General features: G+C 41.1%; 16 protein-coding genes and 1 pseudogene. 7 read left to right on the top strand and 10 right to left on the bottom strand.

What is annotated here, in order from left to right; translation table 11 throughout:
- The first annotated feature begins 25 nt into the window (after positions 1 to 25).
- Positions 26 to 691, top strand: a complete 666-nt coding sequence (locus HMPREF0519_RS08170) for a potassium channel family protein (protein ID WP_035444702.1) — start codon at positions 26 to 28, stop codon at positions 689 to 691.
- Positions 692 to 746: 55 nt separating this feature from the next.
- Here HMPREF0519_RS08170 and HMPREF0519_RS08165 read toward each other — a convergent pair whose 3' ends face one another.
- Both HMPREF0519_RS08165 and HMPREF0519_RS14600 read right to left on the bottom strand, forming a co-directional pair.
- A complete protein-coding gene (locus HMPREF0519_RS08165; RefSeq protein ID WP_003635380.1) occupies positions 747 to 1,442 on the bottom strand; it encodes a YoaK family protein in 696 nt (231 codons plus the stop codon).
- Positions 1,443 to 1,533: 91 nt separating this feature from the next.
- Complete coding sequence (locus HMPREF0519_RS14600) at positions 1,534 to 1,656, bottom strand: hypothetical protein (RefSeq protein ID WP_003558898.1); 123 nt, start codon at positions 1,654 to 1,656, stop codon at positions 1,534 to 1,536.
- 168 nt (positions 1,657 to 1,824) lie between these two features.
- Here HMPREF0519_RS14600 and thiD point away from each other — a divergent pair, with 168 nt between their 5' ends.
- Positions 1,825 to 2,637, top strand: a complete 813-nt coding sequence (gene thiD / locus HMPREF0519_RS08160) for a bifunctional hydroxymethylpyrimidine kinase/phosphomethylpyrimidine kinase (RefSeq protein WP_187117479.1) — start codon at positions 1,825 to 1,827, stop codon at positions 2,635 to 2,637.
- Between the two features lie 81 nt (positions 2,638 to 2,718).
- Positions 2,719 to 3,774: a hypothetical protein gene (locus tag HMPREF0519_RS08155; RefSeq protein WP_003635378.1), complete on the top strand. Its 1,056-nt coding sequence runs from the start codon at positions 2,719 to 2,721 to the stop codon at positions 3,772 to 3,774.
- A 132-nt stretch (positions 3,775 to 3,906) separates the two neighbouring features.
- Here HMPREF0519_RS08155 and HMPREF0519_RS08150 read toward each other — a convergent pair whose 3' ends face one another.
- From HMPREF0519_RS08150 to HMPREF0519_RS08140, 3 genes are read right to left on the bottom strand one after another with little or no spacing between them, the layout of a single operon-like run.
- Positions 3,907 to 4,677: a hypothetical protein gene (locus HMPREF0519_RS08150; protein WP_003635376.1), complete on the bottom strand. Its 771-nt coding sequence runs from the start codon at positions 4,675 to 4,677 to the stop codon at positions 3,907 to 3,909.
- A 21-nt stretch (positions 4,678 to 4,698) separates the two neighbouring features.
- Positions 4,699 to 4,878: a hypothetical protein gene (locus HMPREF0519_RS08145; protein WP_003635374.1), complete on the bottom strand. Its 180-nt coding sequence runs from the start codon at positions 4,876 to 4,878 to the stop codon at positions 4,699 to 4,701.
- A 2-nt stretch (positions 4,879 to 4,880) separates the two neighbouring features.
- Positions 4,881 to 5,597: an NAD(P)H-dependent oxidoreductase gene (locus HMPREF0519_RS08140; protein ID WP_003635372.1), complete on the bottom strand. Its 717-nt coding sequence runs from the start codon at positions 5,595 to 5,597 to the stop codon at positions 4,881 to 4,883.
- Between the two features lie 59 nt (positions 5,598 to 5,656).
- On the opposite strand from HMPREF0519_RS08140, the gene HMPREF0519_RS08135 reads away from it, so the two are divergent.
- The 4 genes from HMPREF0519_RS08135 to HMPREF0519_RS08120 all read left to right on the top strand — a co-directional run bounded on the left by HMPREF0519_RS08135 (position 5,657) and on the right by HMPREF0519_RS08120 (position 10,727).
- The gene (locus HMPREF0519_RS08135; RefSeq protein WP_003558882.1) at positions 5,657 to 6,076 is read left to right on the top strand and encodes an OsmC family protein; all 420 of its coding nucleotides are present in this window, start codon (positions 5,657 to 5,659) and stop codon (positions 6,074 to 6,076) included.
- Between the two features lie 248 nt (positions 6,077 to 6,324).
- On the top strand, positions 6,325 to 8,361 hold the full coding sequence (locus HMPREF0519_RS08130; RefSeq protein WP_003635369.1) for an ATP-dependent Clp protease ATP-binding subunit: 2,037 nt from the start codon (positions 6,325 to 6,327) through the stop codon (positions 8,359 to 8,361).
- 194 nt (positions 8,362 to 8,555) lie between these two features.
- Positions 8,556 to 8,759, top strand: coding sequence for a cold-shock protein (locus tag HMPREF0519_RS08125; RefSeq protein WP_035178119.1), 204 nt, complete (start codon positions 8,556 to 8,558; stop codon positions 8,757 to 8,759).
- Positions 8,760 to 8,945: 186 nt separating this feature from the next.
- Positions 8,946 to 10,727 (top strand): alpha/beta hydrolase, encoded by a 1,782-nt coding sequence (locus HMPREF0519_RS08120; RefSeq protein WP_003635367.1) that lies wholly within the window; start codon positions 8,946 to 8,948, stop codon positions 10,725 to 10,727.
- A 62-nt stretch (positions 10,728 to 10,789) separates the two neighbouring features.
- Here the strand turns inward: HMPREF0519_RS08120 and HMPREF0519_RS08115 are convergent.
- From HMPREF0519_RS08115 to HMPREF0519_RS08095, 5 genes and pseudogenes are all read right to left on the bottom strand, one after another.
- Positions 10,790 to 11,667 (bottom strand): annotated as a pseudogene (locus HMPREF0519_RS08115) (fructosamine kinase family protein).
- A gap of 75 nt (positions 11,668 to 11,742) precedes the next feature.
- Positions 11,743 to 12,768, bottom strand: coding sequence for a ketopantoate reductase family protein (locus tag HMPREF0519_RS08110; RefSeq protein ID WP_003558870.1), 1,026 nt, complete (start codon positions 12,766 to 12,768; stop codon positions 11,743 to 11,745).
- 468 nt (positions 12,769 to 13,236) lie between these two features.
- Positions 13,237 to 14,016: an LPXTG cell wall anchor domain-containing protein gene (locus HMPREF0519_RS08105; RefSeq protein WP_003635362.1), complete on the bottom strand. Its 780-nt coding sequence runs from the start codon at positions 14,014 to 14,016 to the stop codon at positions 13,237 to 13,239.
- A gap of 144 nt (positions 14,017 to 14,160) precedes the next feature.
- Positions 14,161 to 15,486 carry a DUF7601 domain-containing protein gene (locus HMPREF0519_RS08100; protein WP_003635360.1) on the bottom strand — a complete coding sequence of 442 codons (1,326 nt, stop codon included), beginning with the start codon at positions 15,484 to 15,486 and terminating at the stop codon, positions 14,161 to 14,163.
- A gap of 25 nt (positions 15,487 to 15,511) precedes the next feature.
- Positions 15,512 to 20,170: DUF7601 domain-containing protein (locus tag HMPREF0519_RS08095; RefSeq protein ID WP_003635357.1), on the bottom strand; the 4,659-nt coding region annotated here is incomplete at its 5' end.

The raw sequence follows: 20,170 nt of genomic DNA, 5'->3' as shown, positions 1-20,170 counted from the left end.
CCAGTCATTCGAAAGGATTTTAATCATGAAAAGTAATTACGCTGTGATTGGCTTGGGCCTTTTCGGTAGCAGCATTGTCAATACACTACTCGAAAACCATCAAGAAGTCCTGGTCATTGATAAGAAGGAAGAGAGTGTTGATAAGTTCCGAGACGTTGCTACAGAGGCGGTCGTTGCCGATACGCAAAATGAATTGGCACTCCGTCAACTCGGAATCGGAAACTTTGACAATGTTTTTGTGGCCATCGGAACCGACCTTGAGGCCAGTATTATGACCACATTGATTTGTAAAGATCTTGGGGTGAAACATTTAGTCTGTAAAGCAGAGAATGCCCGTCATGCTCAAGTATTGGAGAAGCTGGGTGCAGACGAAATTATCCAACCTGAACGCGATATGGGTGAACGGATTGCCCTTCACGTGATGGAGCCAAAGATTCTCAACGATTTAAAACTAAAGGGTGAATTAGCGGTTGTCGAGTTTGAATTAACCAATGCCAAATTCTTTAATCAATCTCTAAAAGAATTGAACCTAACCAACCGTTACAAGGTTTCCGTCATTGCCATTTCGCATGCAGACGAAGAAGGTGCCGCCATTCCTAACCAGTCAACCGTTGTGGAACAGGGAGATGTCGTGACCGTTATTGGGACACGAAAAGATGTCCAAAAATTTGAAGATATCGCTACCAAATAAGCAAATACAAAGGAGGCCGACAAAGATAATTTTGCCGGCCTTTTTACTAACTCATTTATTTTCCAACCACTATAACCACTAATAGAATAACCGCTGAAAGTAAAATTGTCTGTCCCTGAAAATCCTGAACCAAATAGCCACTCAACAGTGCGCCGATAAAGAAGGATCCGATAATCGTCACAATATCGCCGGCTTTTCGAAGCGCTTTTTTATCGCCCTGAGCAACAAAATCCAAAACATTTTCCGACAGTGTTCGGACGTTTCCGGTCATCATGAGCGATGTGAACGGACCATTCTTCATAGTCCGAAATTCCTGGAGCTGAGCTGCCGCTGCCATCGCTAGTAATCCAGTTGTCAACAGAATCGAAACCCGGCCCGCCAGAAAACTGACCAGGACAAAGAGAATAATTTCGTATGAGAGTGTAACCACTTTTCTCCTAAGTGCCAGCTCGCTGGGATAATGATATTGAATGACCCGAATAATAGCAACACCAACCGCAAACATGATCAAAGAGACAATTCCCTGGGTTATTTCGCCATAGTCTCCCTGCCCAACGCGTAGGCCGGTTAAGATCAGGTTTCCCGTTTGAAGCCCGGCAAACACACCGCCATCTTCTAAATACGTATAAGCATCCAGCGCACCGGCCGCCATCGCCAGCAAAGCGCCGCTCAGTAAACGTTCGTATACACCAATTTCTTTTTCTGCCATCCCTCTTACCTCACGTTCTAAATATTGATACCTTGATATCATAAGAATTTGTTTGAGAGATTGCAATTACTTTAGTCCAAAAAATAAAAGCGCCGGGAATAACTTTTCAGTTTATCCCGGTGCTTTTGTTGCATTACTTAGCAGGCTTTTGCTTCAAGAAGTGTTGAAGATCTGCTAATGCTTTGTTCCGCTTGATATCTTTCTTGCGGCTGATTGGTCGACGGCCCTGAACGCCGTTTGGATGACAAATACGCATAGTAAAACTCTCCTTAATATTTTTTCCAAATTATAAAATTCCAATAGACTAAATTATTATAATACAAATGACCGTTTAAACGCAAATCAATTATCAGATTTTCCCGATTATTCAGCATTTGTGGTATCTTTGAAGTAACAAATAAGGATTTGAGATAGGGTGATTATTTTGGCAAATGAATTTCCACAAGCACTAACAATTGCGGGTTCGGACAGTGACGGCAGTGCCGGAATGCAGGCAGATTTGCATACATTCTTCAGACGTCATGTATATGGAACGTCTGTCTTAACAGCCTGTGTTGCCGGTAATAGTTATGGCATCCACGATTCAGTGAATTTACCAACAACGTTTATTGATCAGGAATTTAAAGACCTCGCCGACGATTATCATATTCGAGCAAGTAAAACCGGCATGCTCTCCGATTCCGACTTGATTCGAACGGTCATCAAAAATTATAAAAAATACGATTTTGGTCCTCTGGTGGTTGACCCGGTAATCACAACCAAACATGGTAACATGTTGTTGGAACAAAGTGCCTACCAAACACTTCGAGACGAATTGATTCCAATGGCAACAGTCATTACACCCAACTTTTTTGAAGCACAGAAATTAGCTGAAATGGACATTGAAACAAGTGTTGATATGGAAACCGCTGCCCGTAAATTAAAAGCACTGGGCGCAAAAAATATTGTTTTAAAGGGTAGTCACCACGATCCCAATCAAACCAAAGTGTCTGATTATATTTTGCTTGAATCAGGCAAAAGTTTTTGGCTAACCGGCGATTTCTTTGATACCGATCGTAAAAACGGTACCGGTGACAGCCTTTCAGCTTGTATCGCTGCTGAGCTGGCAAAGGGCAATTCCGTTGAGGATGCCTGCCGGGTGGCTAAAAAGTTTGTCGATGCAGCTATTAAAAGTGAGATTCAAGTCGGTCACAAATTTGGTCCGATTAACCATTGGGCACCGGCGGACGAACTGTAATCATTTAAATGACTTATACTAAAACGATCAATTAACTTATTGTTTTCCATCTTATTTTTTTGCAGTGCGGCTGCTTATACAATGACGTCACCGGCAACTGCCAACGCAAAGTCATCCTACAAGATAGTTAAGATCGAGACTTACTCAACCCGAGTGCCTTTTTATGTTAAAGGATCGGGAAACGTCTATATGTGGAATGCAAGCCACTCCAAAAAAATTTTAAATTTAAAGAACCATCCACGTTCTCAATGGTATCGTGCAAAAAGTGTCATTCTAAAACACGGATCTTCTAACCGGGTATACTACAAATTAGTGTTAGGCGGCCATTACAGGTTTTGGCAGGGCTACGTACGCCTCAGTCAATTAGCCAAGGGATACGGCCCAAATTATAGTGGCCACGCCCGAGTTGGCTACTACAAGCTCACACGAGCCCTTCAATTAACCGGTCGGACTTATCATAACAAAGTCGTTTCGGGTTCTTTGCCCAAGGGTACCATCTTCAGAGCTGCAACTTACGTCAGCAAGCAAAAAACATGGCTTAACATTTCATTGGATGGTTTAAGCCATCAAACCCGGTCAAAACTGAATTTTATGCTTTATATAACTTCCGATCTGCTCTATGCCAACAAAGATTTAAATCCACAGGCACCAAACTACCTGACGCCTGTTTCGGAACCCGCATACATTATCCCTGCACCTCAGCGGGACAATGATGCCAAAACTTCTCCAAATTGGCGGACCGACCTTTATCCCGGTAAAACTTCCGAGTACTGGGATCAGGTGCTTCCCATTCTCCGATTAACGACTGACGGTTACGTTGAATACTATGCGCATCCAACGTTCCAAAATTCATATCTTTCCAGTAACGATAATCCAACAGCCTCTGAAAAGATTACCCATTACGAAACATCGGGAAACCAGACCACAATTTACTATGCAAATCACTTAGATGGTTTTAATGATCAAAGAACTGGCAGTAACACCGATCAGCAATATAAACTTACGATTGAAAATCAAAAAAAGGTTGTCACTGTTAACAAACGGGATGCTAACGGCACCATCTTCTCAACGACGTCATATGGTCAATTTCTGATAGGTGGCCGGCCATTCCACAGCCTGGATTATACAGACGATTAACCGAGTATTACTCGTTATCAATCATCATTTACAAACGGGTTTGATTAACAAAAAAGTGTTCCACAATTGTTAGGCAGACAAGCCTACTAATCGTGGAGCACTTTTTTATAGCGGTTTCTTCATTTAACCGGCTTAACCGCCTAAACTGCCGGCGCTTGTATAATATTTTCGATTGCCTAATTTATAGGCACTATACACAAATGTTTCTCCGTCAGAATCAGCTGGGCTGTACTTAACATCTCTCTTTAAGTTAATTTCCGTTAAGCGATATTTTTGCTGACCGGATTGATGAACCTTCTTATCCAATAAGCCTTTAATATGATGGCGGTAATAAAAATATTTTTTATTGCCAACTATACTGATTTTATTAATTTTGGCATAGGAAGTCGGCTTGGATACAAAGTGATCATTCTTGTAATCCCGGGCATAATACTCCAGATAACCGTCAGTCGTTGCAACAACCCGATCTTCTTTACCAAAATGATAAGAACGACTTAAAATCCCATAATCCTCTTCCATACTCAGATTATCGTTTACAAGTAGGCCCTTCGGCATCGAAACCTGCGTGAGATAATCACCTTCGGGTTTTAACGCGCTTCTCGTCCAATTACCGCCCGGATGTGGCTTAGGCCACGCCTGCCTCGCCTTATAACTTAGCAGTTTGAAATTAATTTGGGCCATACTTTTTCCAGCATCGGATTTTGGAAGAACGTTTTGGACTTCTGTATACTTCATCGCTTTCACAACGGTACCCTTTTTAATCGTGACAGGTTGATTTGTCCCGTACATCTTTATCTGAAATGTCTGATTGGCCTTGTAAAATTGATACGTTGCGCCCTGACTGCCATCGGCTTTGACGACTGTGGCAAAAACCATACTGAATAACAATACAATGGCAATCATTGAAACACTTACCCCGTAGTCCTACCATTTATCCGGGCTCCAAATTCGTCCGTCAATTTCCTGCTGCCCCTGATCAATTCGTTTGGTTTGTTCAATAATCAGATCCTGAGCCGCTTTCAAAATTGATCGATTAATGAAAGACTGTTCATTCTCTGCTATCTCGGCAAGCTGTTGAACCCCCCAATCCTGCGTATCGCCCATTACTATTCCTCCTGATCCCGAATCATTTTTATGTTTAACTTCAAATCATCAATTTGATCCTGACGACTATCAATCGAATCAATAATTAAATCAAGCAACTCCCTTTGTTGTGCCGTTTTCCCGGCCTCCAGTTGTTTAAGACGAGTGATCAGCCACTTCTCACGTTTTTCAAGGCTTAATGGCATTGGCGCGCTCAAATATTGAAGATAGCTAACCAATAATTCTTGCTTCTTTAAAACGTCCAGATAGCCGAATTGATCGATTATAAATGACTTCAAGTAAACCATCCCCGCCTTATTGGCAAATGCCTCAAACGGCTTCATAAGCTCGGAAATCGTGAATTGTTCCCGACCCCCGGCCTGAAAATCCGCCAGTGAATCGCCCAGCGTGATCACGAGACCCAATTCCTTATTTTTAAGCCAGTGTTTGGCGACAATAAACTTTCTGGTAAACACGTCATCCATGTATTGTTTTAAGCTCGCTGGTGACGTGTACCAATACATCGGAAATTGAAAAATAATCCGGTCAAATGCCCGCAATCGTTTTTGTTCATCAACAATATTTATTTGGGTTGCGGAATACAAGTCATCAATAGAGCGCCATGTGACATCATCCAAATAATCAGCACTGGTTTTCAAAAAAGTCTGGGTAGCGGATGCTGTAGCTTTTGGATGTGAAACTAAAACCAACGTTTTCATTGTGATCACCTTACTTTCCATTCGTATTGTTACCTGCTATTGTATGCTATATCAGTAGGACTAACAAAGGGGATTTTAAAATGGCAACTTATACAATTCACACAACTTACCGTAACATTGGTGCACAGACGATGAATCAAGCTGGCGATCACCAATTTATCGCGGATGAACCCACTATTTTCCGCGGTACGGATGCCGGTCCAAATCCGGTTCAATATTTATTAGGAGCCGTTGGTGCCTGTCTTGGTGCCAGTGCTGCTTCACTGGTCAATAGACCGAAATCAACCATTAAAATCAAAAAATTCGATGTTCTTGTGACCGGCGAAACCGAACGATTTGCGGATAAATCATCCCGGGTTTCAAAAATTAACGTTAAATTAACTTGCGAAACGAACCTGAATCAGGAAGAAAATCGAAAATTCATCGAAGATACCATCCATTTATGCACGGTTCATAACACATTAAAAGATGCAGTCGAGTTTACATTTGATATCAATTAAGAAAAAGTTAACAGCAAGATTACAAAAAAACGTTAGCACTCACAGATGTGAAGTGCTAATTTTTTATTTTATTTTTTGGTATATGTGTTAAGAATGCCTATATGTAGGCATTCTATATCAAAAATTAATCAAGCAAATTCTTGTACTGATAACAATTTCATGATATTATATAGTTGTTCGTAAGGGGAACAGATATTCTCATAAGCGAACAACTCAATTAGAAAACTAAATAGTAAATAATCGGAGGCATGCATATGAATAACGATATTTTTGATGACATTTTTAACGACCCGTTCTTCAAGCAACAATTACCAAATATGTCGGGTCAACAACAAATGCGACAGCAACCCGTTCAAGTGCAGGAACGCAGACCTCAAAATAAAACGACCTTATTAGACCAATATGGAACCGACTTAACCAAAATGGCTAAAGATGGCAAGCTTGACCCCGTCATTGGTCGGGATAAAGAAATTGAACAAATGGAAGAAGTTTTGAGCAGGCGAACCAAGAATAATCCAGTATTAATCGGTGAAGCCGGCGTCGGCAAAACGGCTGTCGTTGAGGGTCTCGCTCAAAAGATTGTTGATGGTGACGTTTCCGAGAAACTGCTTAACAAGCGGATTATCTCTGTAGATGTTGTTTCACTGGTTCAGGGAACCGGCATTCGTGGCCAATTTGAGGAACGAATGAAAAAGTTGATTGATGAAGTTTCAAAGAATAAAGATGTGATCCTGTTTATTGATGAAATTCATCAAATCATCGGTGCCGGATCAACCGGTGAAGGCGATAAAATGGATGCCGGAAACATTCTGAAACCTAAATTGGCACGTGGCGACTTTCAACTCATCGGTGCGACCACCAGTAACGAATATCGTGATATTGAAAAAGACCAGGCACTTGCCCGTCGATTCCAGCCAATCATGGTTAACGAACCAAGCGAACAAGATACACTGACAATCATTAAGGGACTAAAGCCAAAGTATGAAAGATTCCATCACGTTCGTTATACCGACGACGCCCTAAAGGCCGCTGTGTCATTCAGTAACCGTTACATTCAGGATCGAATGAATCCGGATAAGGCTATCGATTTAATCGATCAAGCCGGTGCTAAAGTTGCGATGGGCTCATCAATTACAAAGGACAAGTCGACTTTGCAGCAAGAGGCTGAAAAGCTTGAAAAGTCCAAAAAGAATGCTTCTTCTAATGAAGAATACGAAAAAGCTGCCGGGCTTCGCGATAAGCTCGACAAAGTAGAAGCTCAAATCAAAGCCATTGATAATGGCACTAAAGTAGAAGTACCTGAAGTTACTGCAGACGTTATTAAAAAAGTTGTTGAACGTATTACAGGAGTCCCTGTTACTGACGTTAATAAAAACCAGGTCAGTCAACTCAACAGTCTGAACAAAGATCTCAAGAAAGAGGTTATCGGTCAGGACAAAGCAATTGATGCAATCTCGGCAGCCATCAAACGTAGCCGGGTTGGCTTTACAGAGGGCAATCGGCCAATTGGCAGTTTCCTGTTTGTTGGCCCTACCGGAGTTGGTAAGACTCAAACAGCAAAGGCGCTTGCCAAAGAACTATTTGGAACAACCAAAGCCATGTTTCGTTATGACATGTCTGAATATATGGATAAGATTAGCGCTTCCAAACTAATCGGTTCGGCTCCCGGCTATGTGGGTTATGAGGAAGGCGGTCGATTAACGGAACAAGTCCGTCGTCATCCTTATAGTTTGATCCTGCTCGACGAAATCGAGAAAGCCCATCCCGATGTTTTGAACCTGTTACTGCAAATCTTGGATGATGGTCGCTTATCCGATGCACAGGGCCGAACCGTTGACTTCAGCAACACAGTGATCATCATGACCAGTAATGCCGGTCAAGAAAATAGCAGTGATAAAAAGGATGTCATTGATCGCTTGAAGCCTTACTTCAAGCTTGAGTTTTTGAATCGAATTGATGATATTATTCAATTCAATTCATTAACAAAGGCTGATTTGCTTCAAATTCTTGATCTCATGCTCAATGACTTGGATCAATTGGTAAACAAATCACGTGGTATCCACTTCACCATAACGGATGATGCTAAGAACCAACTGGTTAATATGGGATACAGCAAGGAACTTGGTGCACGTCCAATGCACAGAGTTATCACTAAGGAAATTACCGATAAATTAACTAATAGTTTCCTGGCTCACCCAGAAGAGAAAAACTTTACGGTCAACGCAAAAGATAATCAAATCGAGGTCACCCCTACTACCGGTAAAGAAGCAACGATCAGTAAGTAATGTTTCCGGTCGAAATCCAAGTTAATCCGTTGACATATACCAGCGATATTGGTATATTATAGTCAATGTGTTTCAGGAGTCGATTTTCAAAGGTACTTGTTTTATAGTTTTATGAAATAACTTCCTTGGAATCAGTTCAACTAGATACATTAAAATTTATGATGCGCAAAAAGCGCAAGGAGGTTTCATATATTATGAAACAAGGTACTGTTAAATGGTTCAACGCTGATAAAGGTTATGGCTTCATTACTACTGACGATGGTGACGTATTTGTTCACTTCTCAGCTATCAACAAAGACGGCTTCAAGTCATTAGACGAAGGCCAACATGTAACCCTTGACGTTGAAGACAGCGACCGTGGCCCACAAGCTGCCAACGTTACTGTTGTTGACGACTAATTAAAAAATTAAAAAGTTTTTTAAAAACCGACGAGAGATCGTCGGTTTTTTTGTGCTTACAGACACAAGCCCTACATTAACTAACTCCTCCTGTTAACCATATACCTCTAAAATAATTAACCGTGTTCATTTAATACAAAATGCGGTATACTAAATCTGGATATTATATAAAGGGGTATATTAGTTATGGAAATAAATAGGTCAACTGCTTGCAGAAAGGTCATTTTAATAACGAGCTTTCTGGCTACTTTGATATTAGGCTTTCTGGTCGTTACCGATCATACATATGCTGATGTTCAATCACAAACAACATGCAGCGAAACAACGTCTCAATCCTCATCCTCGGAGCAAACAATTGTCTTTAAGGAATCGGCTTCCAACAGCGATAATGTCGACTCATCAACTGACACGACGCTCAATAACACTTCGGATAGTCAAAGCAATAATCAAAATGCTACCACGTCAAATCAATCGTCCACAAGTGGTGCAACCACTCCTGCACCTTCGGAAAACACGACCGATACCAGTCAGCCAACGTCTTCAGTAAATGGTTCAAGCACACCAGAATCGACATCTTCTTCATCAGAAAGCGCCAATGCAAGTTCTTCAACTGATGAATCGCAAGTTAACAACCAATCATCATCACAAGACGTGACCGGCACTGCATCATCGAAAGATCAAGGTCAAACCAACACCGATTCTACAAGTAATGATGTTGATTCAACAGCTGATTCAAGTCCTGTAACGGATCAATCCTCAAGTACCGACAACACAACGACTGGAGGAACCAATAAGGATCAAATCACCGTTACGGGTACCAATAGTTCAACTGATCCCGCAATCAAACAGTCCAGTTCCAATCCCTTACTCAATTGGTTGACAAATATGACCAGTGCCGGAGCTGCTGCCTTGATTTATCCATTTATCACTTCCCGCCAAGGGTCTCATCTATTATCAGAATTTCGAACATTATTATCCCCTACCCGCTACAACATTGATCAAACCTGGTCGGATTTGGATCAAAAATATAATCCTGACTATACAAAGCAATTCTACACTGATGCCCAGAACTGGTATGATAATGAGGTTAAAAAAGAAACGTTAACGGTTCCGTTTGCGGACGGCAGCGGAAATGCCTCGGCAACTTATATCGCTCATCCGGGTTCAACCAAAACAATTATTTATGGCCAGGGTTGGACAACAGAGCCCGAGTGGATGGGATACATTTCGAAAATTTTCTATGACATGGGCTATAACGTTCTAATGCCATATACCCGCGGGCAAAACAGCAGTGATGGCGAGTTTCTGACATTTGGATACAAAGATAAGGCAGATTGGATTAACTGGATCAATAAAATCGACCAACTAAACGGTCCCAACAGCGAAGTGGTCCTTTATGGCCAATCACTTGGTGCCGATGACGCTTTGGAAGCCGGTGCACAAAAGAATCTACCATCATCAGTTAAAGCCGTCATTGCCGACTGTGGCTACTCAACGATCCCATCTCTTCTTTATTCGCTTTATACAGGGGCAGCCAACAAACTAAACGGCTATACGTCAAAAATCGGCTGGAACCTCAATGGATCGATCCCACTAGTGCCGTATGATCAATTTCTAAACAATCTTAATAACGTTAACCATCTTTTCCAAGGCTTCAACTTGGATGATGCCTCAGGATTGACAGCCGTTCAAAATTCAACACTGCCAACGTTATTTATTGCGACGGCCGATGACACCTTCATTCCGGATTCGGAAACCAAAGCTTTGTATAATGCCAGCATTTCTAAGGATAAGCAGCTATGGATCCTGGATGGCAATGTTGGTGGGCATGCCTCTGCCAATAATGCAGTGCTCGCCTACACCCAGCACATTCAAGATTTTCTTAACGCTGTTGATAATGGGCAAACCAGTTCAACAACTTCTACAAATCAACTAACGGTTAACGACAATCAAACGGTTGCCGCTTAAAACCGTTTATATATCATGATGATTAAAAAGATCGACTTCCATTTTCGGAAGTCGATCTTTTATTATTGCAATTCCCTTAATAGTCGAACGACGCTCTCTTGATAACCTATACCAAACTTACCTAAGTGAAGCATTAAATAATAAAGTTGGTAGAATGGCAGTCGATTTTGATACCCTTCATCTAAAGGATATTCATCTTGATAACCCTGATAAAACTCGGGGTCAAAACCGGCAAACACTTGACTGACACCAATATCAAACTCACGATCTCCGTAGAAAACTGCCGGATCAATAATAACGGGCTGCCCATTTTCATCAAACATAAAGTTGCCCGACCAAAAGTCACCATGCAGTAAGGATGGTTTAGAATTATGAGTTCGCATTAACTGTTTAAACCTAACCAGACACTTTTGATATATTGCTTCCATACTTCCCGTCCACAAATGCCTCTTGAGAATAATCTTTTTCCGATATTCCAACCGCTCGTTAATAAAGAATGACGGCCAGTCCGGATACCATGTACCACCATGATCAAACTTACCCTCGGGATCGTCGAGATTAAAGCCAAATTGCCCGTTAGCACTCGTTCTTTTATGCATTTGAGCAATTACCCGTCCTAAAGCATATTGGTCACCAAATGACTGAGAATCAATATAGTTAAGAAGTAAATAGCATTGCTTTCCCAAGTACCGTTTGCTAAGACACTTGGAACCATGGCTGTTTTTGCCAGCAACTTCAAGCCAACAATCTCTTGCCTATAAAAGTCTTTTGTATCGCTGGGATGCAGAAGCAGAAAATACTTTTTACCATTTTGACCGACTAGCTTATAAGCTGAATTAACATCGCCACCACCAACTGGCTGAGCGCTTATAATCGGTCCGATCGGTAATGTCGCCAAAAGTGCTTTATCCAATATATGTGTCCCCTTTCCAATTCTCATTCTTTGATGTCAATCCTAGAACCAACTTCGGGAATTTGTCAAAGGGGTCAAAATAAAACTATGTTAGTTAAAAAACTATGCTTTGGCTTGAACTGTGGCTTGCTTTGCTGCCTGCTTCTTATCCTCGTCCAAAACCGATTGAATATAGCCATCAACATCGAATGTCCCAGAGAATTCAGCTAGATGAACCAAATTTCTCAAGAAGTCATGAGTCTTGGCTTCATAATGATACTTCAATCCCAAATCATAAATATAACCGTTGATGTAATCAACTTCGGTTTGCCGATTCTTGGAGATATCTTGGTACATAGATGGGAAATGCAATGGATTTGAGACACGACTGACGTATGAAACAGTCTGCCATTCTTCTTCACGAGTATTTAGCAAGGTAATGCCCGCTCGTTCACAAACATCAAATGCCTCATCAATTAATTGAACACCCAATTTCTTGGCCACTGGCGATTGAATATATTCACCCATGCGGATTTTAAACATGGTGCAAAGCGTATTAATAACCGAGTTGAAAATAACCTTAGCCATTAGTGTTCCCAAGAAGTTTGTTGTCAAATTGGGGTTTAAGCCTGCTTGCGTAAACTCATCAACGATTTGATGTGTCATTTGATCCGGCTTTTCGGTTTCATTGGCAACATTCATTGAACCGGCGCCTTTAGGACCGATAAAATCAACATCACCCGCCTTATTCAAAACCGTTCCGATTAAAGCAGTGCCGCCAAGAACACGCTCTTTAGGAAAATATTGATTTAGTTTTTCAATATGTCCCATACCGTTCATACAAGTCACGACGTATTGTTTATCGTTAAAGAAACGGGCACTTCGTTTCAAGAAGTCGTCTAATTGATACTGTTTCGTAAAGACAATCAAGACATCCGGATCACCCTTGTATTCTTCGGGATAATAAACATTTACCGGTACCAAATGCCGGTTCTGACCATCTCGGGAAACGTAGACCCCTTTTTGCTGACGAATTGTCTCAACCTGGTCCTCCCAAGTATCAACAAAATCAACATCGAATCCTGCTTCCTGAAGCAAAACACCATAACGCAACCCCATTGCACCTGCACCTAAAACTGTATATTTCATATTTATAACTCCCTTTCATGTCATCGCTATGTAACAACTATTCAATCGTCAAACGAGTCAACCAAATAAAAAGTCGCCCTTCTGTCACTAAGACAAAAGGACGACAATTGGCCGCGGTACCACCTTCATAGATACGCTTTTCGTATCCACTCGTTGACATGCTTTAACGGACAAGTCCGAAACCGGCTAACTGCTAAAAACAGCTCACCAATCTAGTTAAAGAAAGCATGAAAGTCACGATCCGCAAATTCAATGTCATCTCTCAGCCGCCGAATGACTTTTCTGGTAATTGAATAGGACGAATGCTTCTTTCAAATTGATACTTCGCATTATGAGATTTAAATAACAAAATGTCAAGCATGTTTTAATAAAAAGTGATAAAAATGTGAACCCTAATGCCTTGTAAAGCCAAGAAAGAGAAGCACCATAATTGACTTTTGGCGCTTCCTTTTCTTTAAAAATTATTTTTTATCGAACCCGTTTCTTATAATAAACCATGCCGCCAATTGCAACCATCAGCAATACCAATCCCAAAATAATCAGTTGCTGATTAATATCTTCTCCTGTTTGTGGCAGGGCTGCTTTACCGGTATATCCTTGCGAAGGAATCCCGGACGGTGCGTCTGTTGAAGACCCTGATCCACTCACACCATTGCTGCCGCTAATCCCATCAGCACCACTCGTGTTATCTGAAGTGTCACCAGGCAGTCCTTGCGCTCCTTCAAGCGTCGCGCTGCCGTCATCACTATCTTCTTGTCCAGGAAGCGGTGCTGTTCCTTCAAGATCATCTTTAATATCGTTATGATAGACAAGATGGTCTGTGCCTGCCGTTACCGTTCCCGTTACGGTGGTACTTGGCATTGCAACACGGTTCTTCGTCGTTGTTGTTACATATCCCATCGACTGATAATCCTGTTCGGAAATGTTATACGCTGTTCCAAGCGGCATGCTTAACTTAATTGTCTGTCCATGCGTTAATTGGAAGGTTCCTTTGCCGTCAACTATGGCAATTTGCCCAATCTCTGAAACACCGTTTTTAACTTTTTCTACTTGGAAAATACCATTCAGATAACCGCCAGCACCATCTTTCATCTCAATGTTAAAAGTAAAGGGTTGTTTTGGATTACCAAGGCTGTTCACAAATTTATCAATAATGAGCGTCCCCTCGGCAGGAACCATATCTTTGGTGTTAGTAAATGTGACCTTTCCCGCTTGATCTTTCACCAACTTAACGGCGTCAGTCATCATCCCATCGTATTTACCTGCACTATTAACTTGATAACTCGCAGCAAACCCTTCAGCGAATGCCTCACCAACCTGATAAGTGCTGCTTATTGGCAGATCTTTAATCAGAATTGATTCGTCACCTTTTAGATAAATAGGTGTCGACTGTCAATTACGAATTGAAACCGTTACTTCTTCGCTATGACCATTTCTGGCGATCTTGGTTGCTTTAAAATCACCATAAGCATTTGTATAAATCACAAACTTGAAATTGCGATCCTTATCAGCTTCGGAAATTCCCGTTCCAGCCAAGCGCTTGGCAATTTCCATAGAAGCAGTTTCTGATTTTTCCTTATAGTTGACAAAATTAACCAGTCCGTTTTTCCCATTTACCATTTTAAAACTTTCAGTTGCGTTACCAGCCGTTATTTGTCCACCATTCACCTGATAGGATGTACTGAAATCGGCAACCTTTGTTTCCGTTACCTGGTAATGATAGTCAATCGGAAGTCCCATGATAGTTAAATATTCCGAAGATTTCAACGTCAAATCGGCAATGCCGTTTTTAAATTCGAGTCCAACTTCTTCCATGTGACCATTCTGGCTTCGCATAGTTGCCGTAAATGTTTCATTTAAGGCAATATCCGATTTGATTCGGAAACTGAACGATCTCTGTAAATCCAGGTTACTAATGCCGTCCCCATCTACCTTTTTATGAATTTCAAGGTTTGTGGTTTTCGGTGAGTTTTTGGCATTATAGAATGTGACATGTCCAACCTTACCATGCTCAAGGTCAAAATATTCTGTGACCTCTTTTTGATGCTCGGTGCCTTCGTCGATTCTATAGGACACGTCATAATCCGCCCGCATATCCTGCACAATAATTTCGCGAACCGAATACTTGACGTTAGTTGGCAAGCCCAGGAATGCCATAGATTCGCCATCTTTTAATAGGACTTGCTCGGAACGGCCATCAGTAAACTTGATTCTTAGATTTTCCTTATTTCCATGCTGGTCTCTCTTAACTGCTTGATAGGTTTTATCCGCCAATTCGGGAGTCGTGGTTACATAGAATTCAAATTGACGATCCTTATCAGCCGGTGTTAGCTGATCACCTATAACCCGCTTGGTTATCTTTAATCCCCCTGCCAGTTTCTCGTTCATAAATTGAATCACGGTTTTCTCATCTTCGTGAAGTGTCCAATTGATCGTTTCGTTACCGGTTACCTCCGCATTCGTATTGATCATATGGCTGGCCTTAAAGTCGGCCCGCAATGCCTCAATAACTTTGACCTTTGCGCCGTCTGGTAACCCTGTAATCACAGCCCTTTCATCCCCGCGTAATTTTAAAGTACTCAGTTCTTCCTTATCAAGGGTAATCACTTTGATATTGCCATCTACTAAGGTGACAGTTCCTGATCGTTTATGATTTTCCCGATCGATAATGGTGATGCCAAAATCATCGGTTATTTTGTGATCATCCTTATCTACCACATTTAAATTAAACTCGAATTCTGTCTCAAAATCCGTTTTCAGAAAGGGCTCCCTTTAAGACCTTTCTGATTTCCAGTGATGTTCCCGGACGATGGTTTTTGAAGACAAGCGGCGGCAGACAATTTGTTCCACAATCATCGGCTGAACCGGTTGTCACTTGGGCTTCTTTGCCATCATTCCAGTTGTCGCCACCATATTGATGACTGACATGATAGTCATCACCAATGTTCTCAGTGATTGTCATCTTCAACCCTTTAATCATAAAGAATGTGATTGTTTGGCCAACCTTGAGTGATACTTTGGCATGATAAACATTGCCTGCGGCTTTTGAGAACACGATCTCCTGCTCATCTGTTTCACCACTCTTGATAGCCTTAAACGTTTTTTTGTCACCCCATTCGGAATTTGGATTTGTAATCGTTAAGTCAAATTCAAATGTCTTGTCCTTTGGAATATCAAGTCCACTTGCTACTTTCTTAAGCGTAAACGGTACACAATCCGGTGGTGTATTTCGGAACATAACCGAGTTTCTTCCCTTTTCTCTGTTCAGGTTCAAAGTAACGTCATCACCGGCACGCTCGAATTCTCCATCGATGTGGTTGTAAACGGTCCAATCACCCTTTTGATAGTCAATTTCTTTAATTTTAAATTGTCCCGCATCCGTTGGTAATCCTTTAACAATCAACTTCTGATTATTTTGAAGATTAATCGGCTTTAAGTCGGCTTGGTCACCAAATCGCAACCCGGTTGCTTTACCTTGATCATTAAACACAATCTTAACCGTTAAATGACCATGAACCGATTCTCCCGTTGCAGCATTAACAATTGCAACCACATAGTCGTTGCTCTTAACCGCATTCCGGGTTTCTTCGTTGCCGGCTGTTACATCAAAAGTAAAAGTATCATTGGTATCCCGGCCGGAAACTATTTTCTCGAACTCGAATTGATTTTCTTTGTGTTCGTTAATAAATTTGACATGACTGCCCATGGAAATCGGACCCACTACATGAAATCCGTCATGATCAACTTCGACCGCTTTTTCATCACCGTTATTTAGCTTGTAAAATGTTTTGCTGTAGACATCATCGTGTTCTTCCCGAACAACAAGCTGAACATTTCCCGGAAGCTTAATTTTACGATAACTTTCACCGTCTTTCAGCACAATGTTTTTATTGTCTTTATCGTCAATTAACTGCGTGCTCTTACCATTTTCAAACCTAAACTGAACATCTCTATCTTGTCTATCCTGATGCTTAATTCCTGAAACTAACGAATTAAACTCTTTGTACAACTTGCCATCTTTATACACTTGGAGTTCAAATTTGAATTCCCGATCCTTATCACGATCCTTGTTTTCGCCCCGAATCGTTTTAGAAAATTCAAACTCGCCGGAATCCAAGGTATTCGTGAAAGTTACAATTCCGGGAAAGTTTGAATCGTCAAATGCCAAGACACCCGTTTTCTTTGATCCGTCACCTGCCGGATGGGTAACGTTAAGTTGGTCAGTACCATGAGTCGTTTTATAACCATCCCCGTTAGTTTCAATAACCCGGTAATAGGCATTGACCGGCAATCCTTTAATCTTAAGTGTTTCACCATTCTTGATCCCAGGGAGGCCTTGGCTCACACCTTCGATAAAGGTCACTTGAGTGGATTGCATTTCACCATTAAGTTCCACATCAAAGCGACCGTTCACATTTTCATCTATCTTTCCGTCTTTGTCGGTAAACTGAACCTCAAAATTAAACCGATCATTCAGTGAAGCCGGGTCACTGGATTGAACATTTTTCTTAATGATCAACTCTTTCATCTTCGGATTTTCGACGTTAAGCACGTGAACCGTTTGACCATTAGTCAAATCACTCATCCTAAATTCCGGAGACGTGTAATTTGCATAGTATCCGCCCAGACCCTGTGTTTCAACGACTCGATAGACGGCTTTATCGCCAAGATTGTTGAAGGACGCCATTCCATACTCATCCGTTGTCTCAACCATATCCTGTTTCTCGTTATTGCCATCCAGATACTGGGCCGGTACCCATTTTTGAGTGGCTTTATCATACCGTTCAAGCATAAACATGACGCCTTCCAAACGTTTGCCTGTCTTGGCATCCGATTTAACCACGTTAACCGCAAATCTTTCATAAGATCCCCACGCACTGGTATCGGACTTAACTTTTTCTTCCTCAATAATCTTTTCGTCACCATATTCCAAGGTCACTTTATTTTCAAAAGAACTATTGGCAGTTGAAGTCTCTCTAACCGTGTAGTATTGGACCAATATTGGTTGACCATCGATCACGTCTTTATCAAATGTGATGGTCATATTATCCAGCGAATCGGAATAATCCAGCTTATACGAGTCCCGTTGAATTTTGTCTCCCGCAGTGTACGTTACTTTACCATCGTCGCCAATTGATCGATTTGCTTTGAATAAAGTCAATTGGTAGGTTGGATCATGTGTAATCAAATGATGGTGGGTTTGATTGGCAATTGAGTCGGTCACTTTAATTTGTTTGGAATCAATATTTCGACCATCACCGTTAAGAACCACCTGCCATTTTATGGCTGGTAAAGTCCGTCCTTCCGGGGCCGGTGAAATATCCATTGACTGACCGCTCTTATCTAAAAGGTGACCATTGTCTGTATAGGAAACGGTAGCCTCAGTTGTCCTTTTACCATTCTCATCACCATACTGTCCCAAACCTGAAAGCGTAATTTTATTACGGAAAAGCCATTTTTTAAAATGCTCATGCTTATCGTCACTAAAATCGAGAGATGGTACTTGAGCTTGAAAATTAAGAACAAAGACCGTTTTCCCGGTTCTGTATTTTTCTAGCCCACTTTCTGTTAGTTTTAAGTTGAATGTTACTTTATGATTCTCGTTTTCACTTTCGTCTTTGTCCTCAACAATTTTGTAATCATTTTTCTCCAAAAGTTCGGCTTCACCATAACCGGAACCGTCATTCGCTAATTTAGCAAGCGAAATCTTTAGACTTCCTAATAGGTTTGAAATATCTTGAAGTGTTTTATCATTCGACACATCGTCATTACCGGTCATTTGATCGGTACCGACAATATCAGTAATGTCTATCCCGTCTTCTGTAAGAAGCTTTGCCAGTGCCTCACCCTCACCTAAATAACCCATGTGATTAAATGACACTTTCCAGTCAATGTAACGATCGTTCTTTTCATGGAAGTTTTCACTCAATCTTCCGGATTTAGCCAAGTGCCGGCGCATAAATCTAGGAATTTCTGTTTTGGCCGCGACTTCATTATTTTCACCGTTATAACTTACCTGCGCTCGATTATAAATCTCTTCAGGCATCTCCTCTGCAACAGCATCTTTGTCCAGTGGAACGCCATAGTAGCCGATTCCAAATTGAAAGTGATTAGCGTCAGGGAGGTTAAGAACGGTGAGTGTCATCTTTCCACCTGAAAAGGCAATTCTAAATGCTTCTCCTTCTTTCCCTATCCAAGAGAACTTTCCGTTTTCATATTTGTATTTATATTCTTCTCCTAACACATTATTTTTAAAGAACCTCAGATACTTATTAACATCTTGGTATTCGTTATTTGAAAGCTCATTGTAAAATTTTTCAAAATCAAGATATTCCGCATTTTCGTGAGGTTCAGTAATCACAAAATCACCTGTCACTTTTCGATTAATCTGATTAACGTTAATGCCCCAATCAGTGGTCATCTTTGACCAATCAGCCCCGCGACTTCGCTTGGTATCGATTCTCGGATTTTGAATTGTCGAATATTTTTCCTGTCCATTCCACTGAACAAAATTCCTCAAATTTTGATAATTTTCATTCGTAGTGCCTTCCTTTGGGATGATCTCGTAATAAAGATAATGGGTCCCAACGGGAATATTATCTTTAAACGTAATTTTGAGCGTGGAGGGAGAGCCATTGCCACCAGAAATGTCCGTTTCTTCCACCCAATCCTGGTAAGCGTTTTCCCCTTCACCTTTTATTTTGAGTTCATAGGAATCGGAGCCTACAGCTGCAAAGTCAAACTTTTCGCTGCTTAGCCTATCTGTCATCGTGAAATTCTTTGTGTCTTCATCCACCGTAAATCTCACTTCATATCGAACATTTCCACCTGATTGGACTTTTGCTGTTTTATCTAATTGGGTACTTTCCCGTTCAATACTTGTTTCTACTTGCGCGCTGGTAATCTTTTGATCATTAATTTTGCTATCTGTCACTTGAATTGCATTTAGAAATTTCTTTTGAGTAGCGTTTGTAACCTCACCAATTGTCTCCAAAACAATTGATGTAATTTTTTCGCCTTCATTAAAAATATCCTTTTTAACTAATTCGGCTGCATCAAAGGTAAAAACAATTTGTTGCCCATCTGATGCATGACTAATATCACTTAATTTCACCTGTTTATCAGTACCTTTATTACCGGTAACGTGAATGATGTAGTCTGCCGGATTGTTACCAGTCCCGTATTGATATCCATTACCGAATGTATCAGTTAAAACAACTTTATCAGCTGCAGAATCTTTATTTTCCACTTTAAAAGTGGATGTCCAATGAAATTTATTGTAGTCAACAACCCCGTTGTCTTTATAAAAGTGGCCGTCTTTTTTTAAACTAATGGTGGCCTTCTCAACTTCAATTTTTGCATCTTCTCCGGCAATTTCACCAAAGGAAATTTCTGAGGATTC

Origin of the sequence: Lentilactobacillus hilgardii DSM 20176 = ATCC 8290 (genome assembly GCF_000159315.1) — a bacterium.
In the GTDB taxonomy this organism is placed as follows: Bacteria; Bacillota; Bacilli; order Lactobacillales; family Lactobacillaceae; genus Lentilactobacillus; species Lentilactobacillus hilgardii.
Note: the sequence above shows the minus strand (reverse complement) of the source record. Positions and strands in the feature narration are given on the sequence as shown.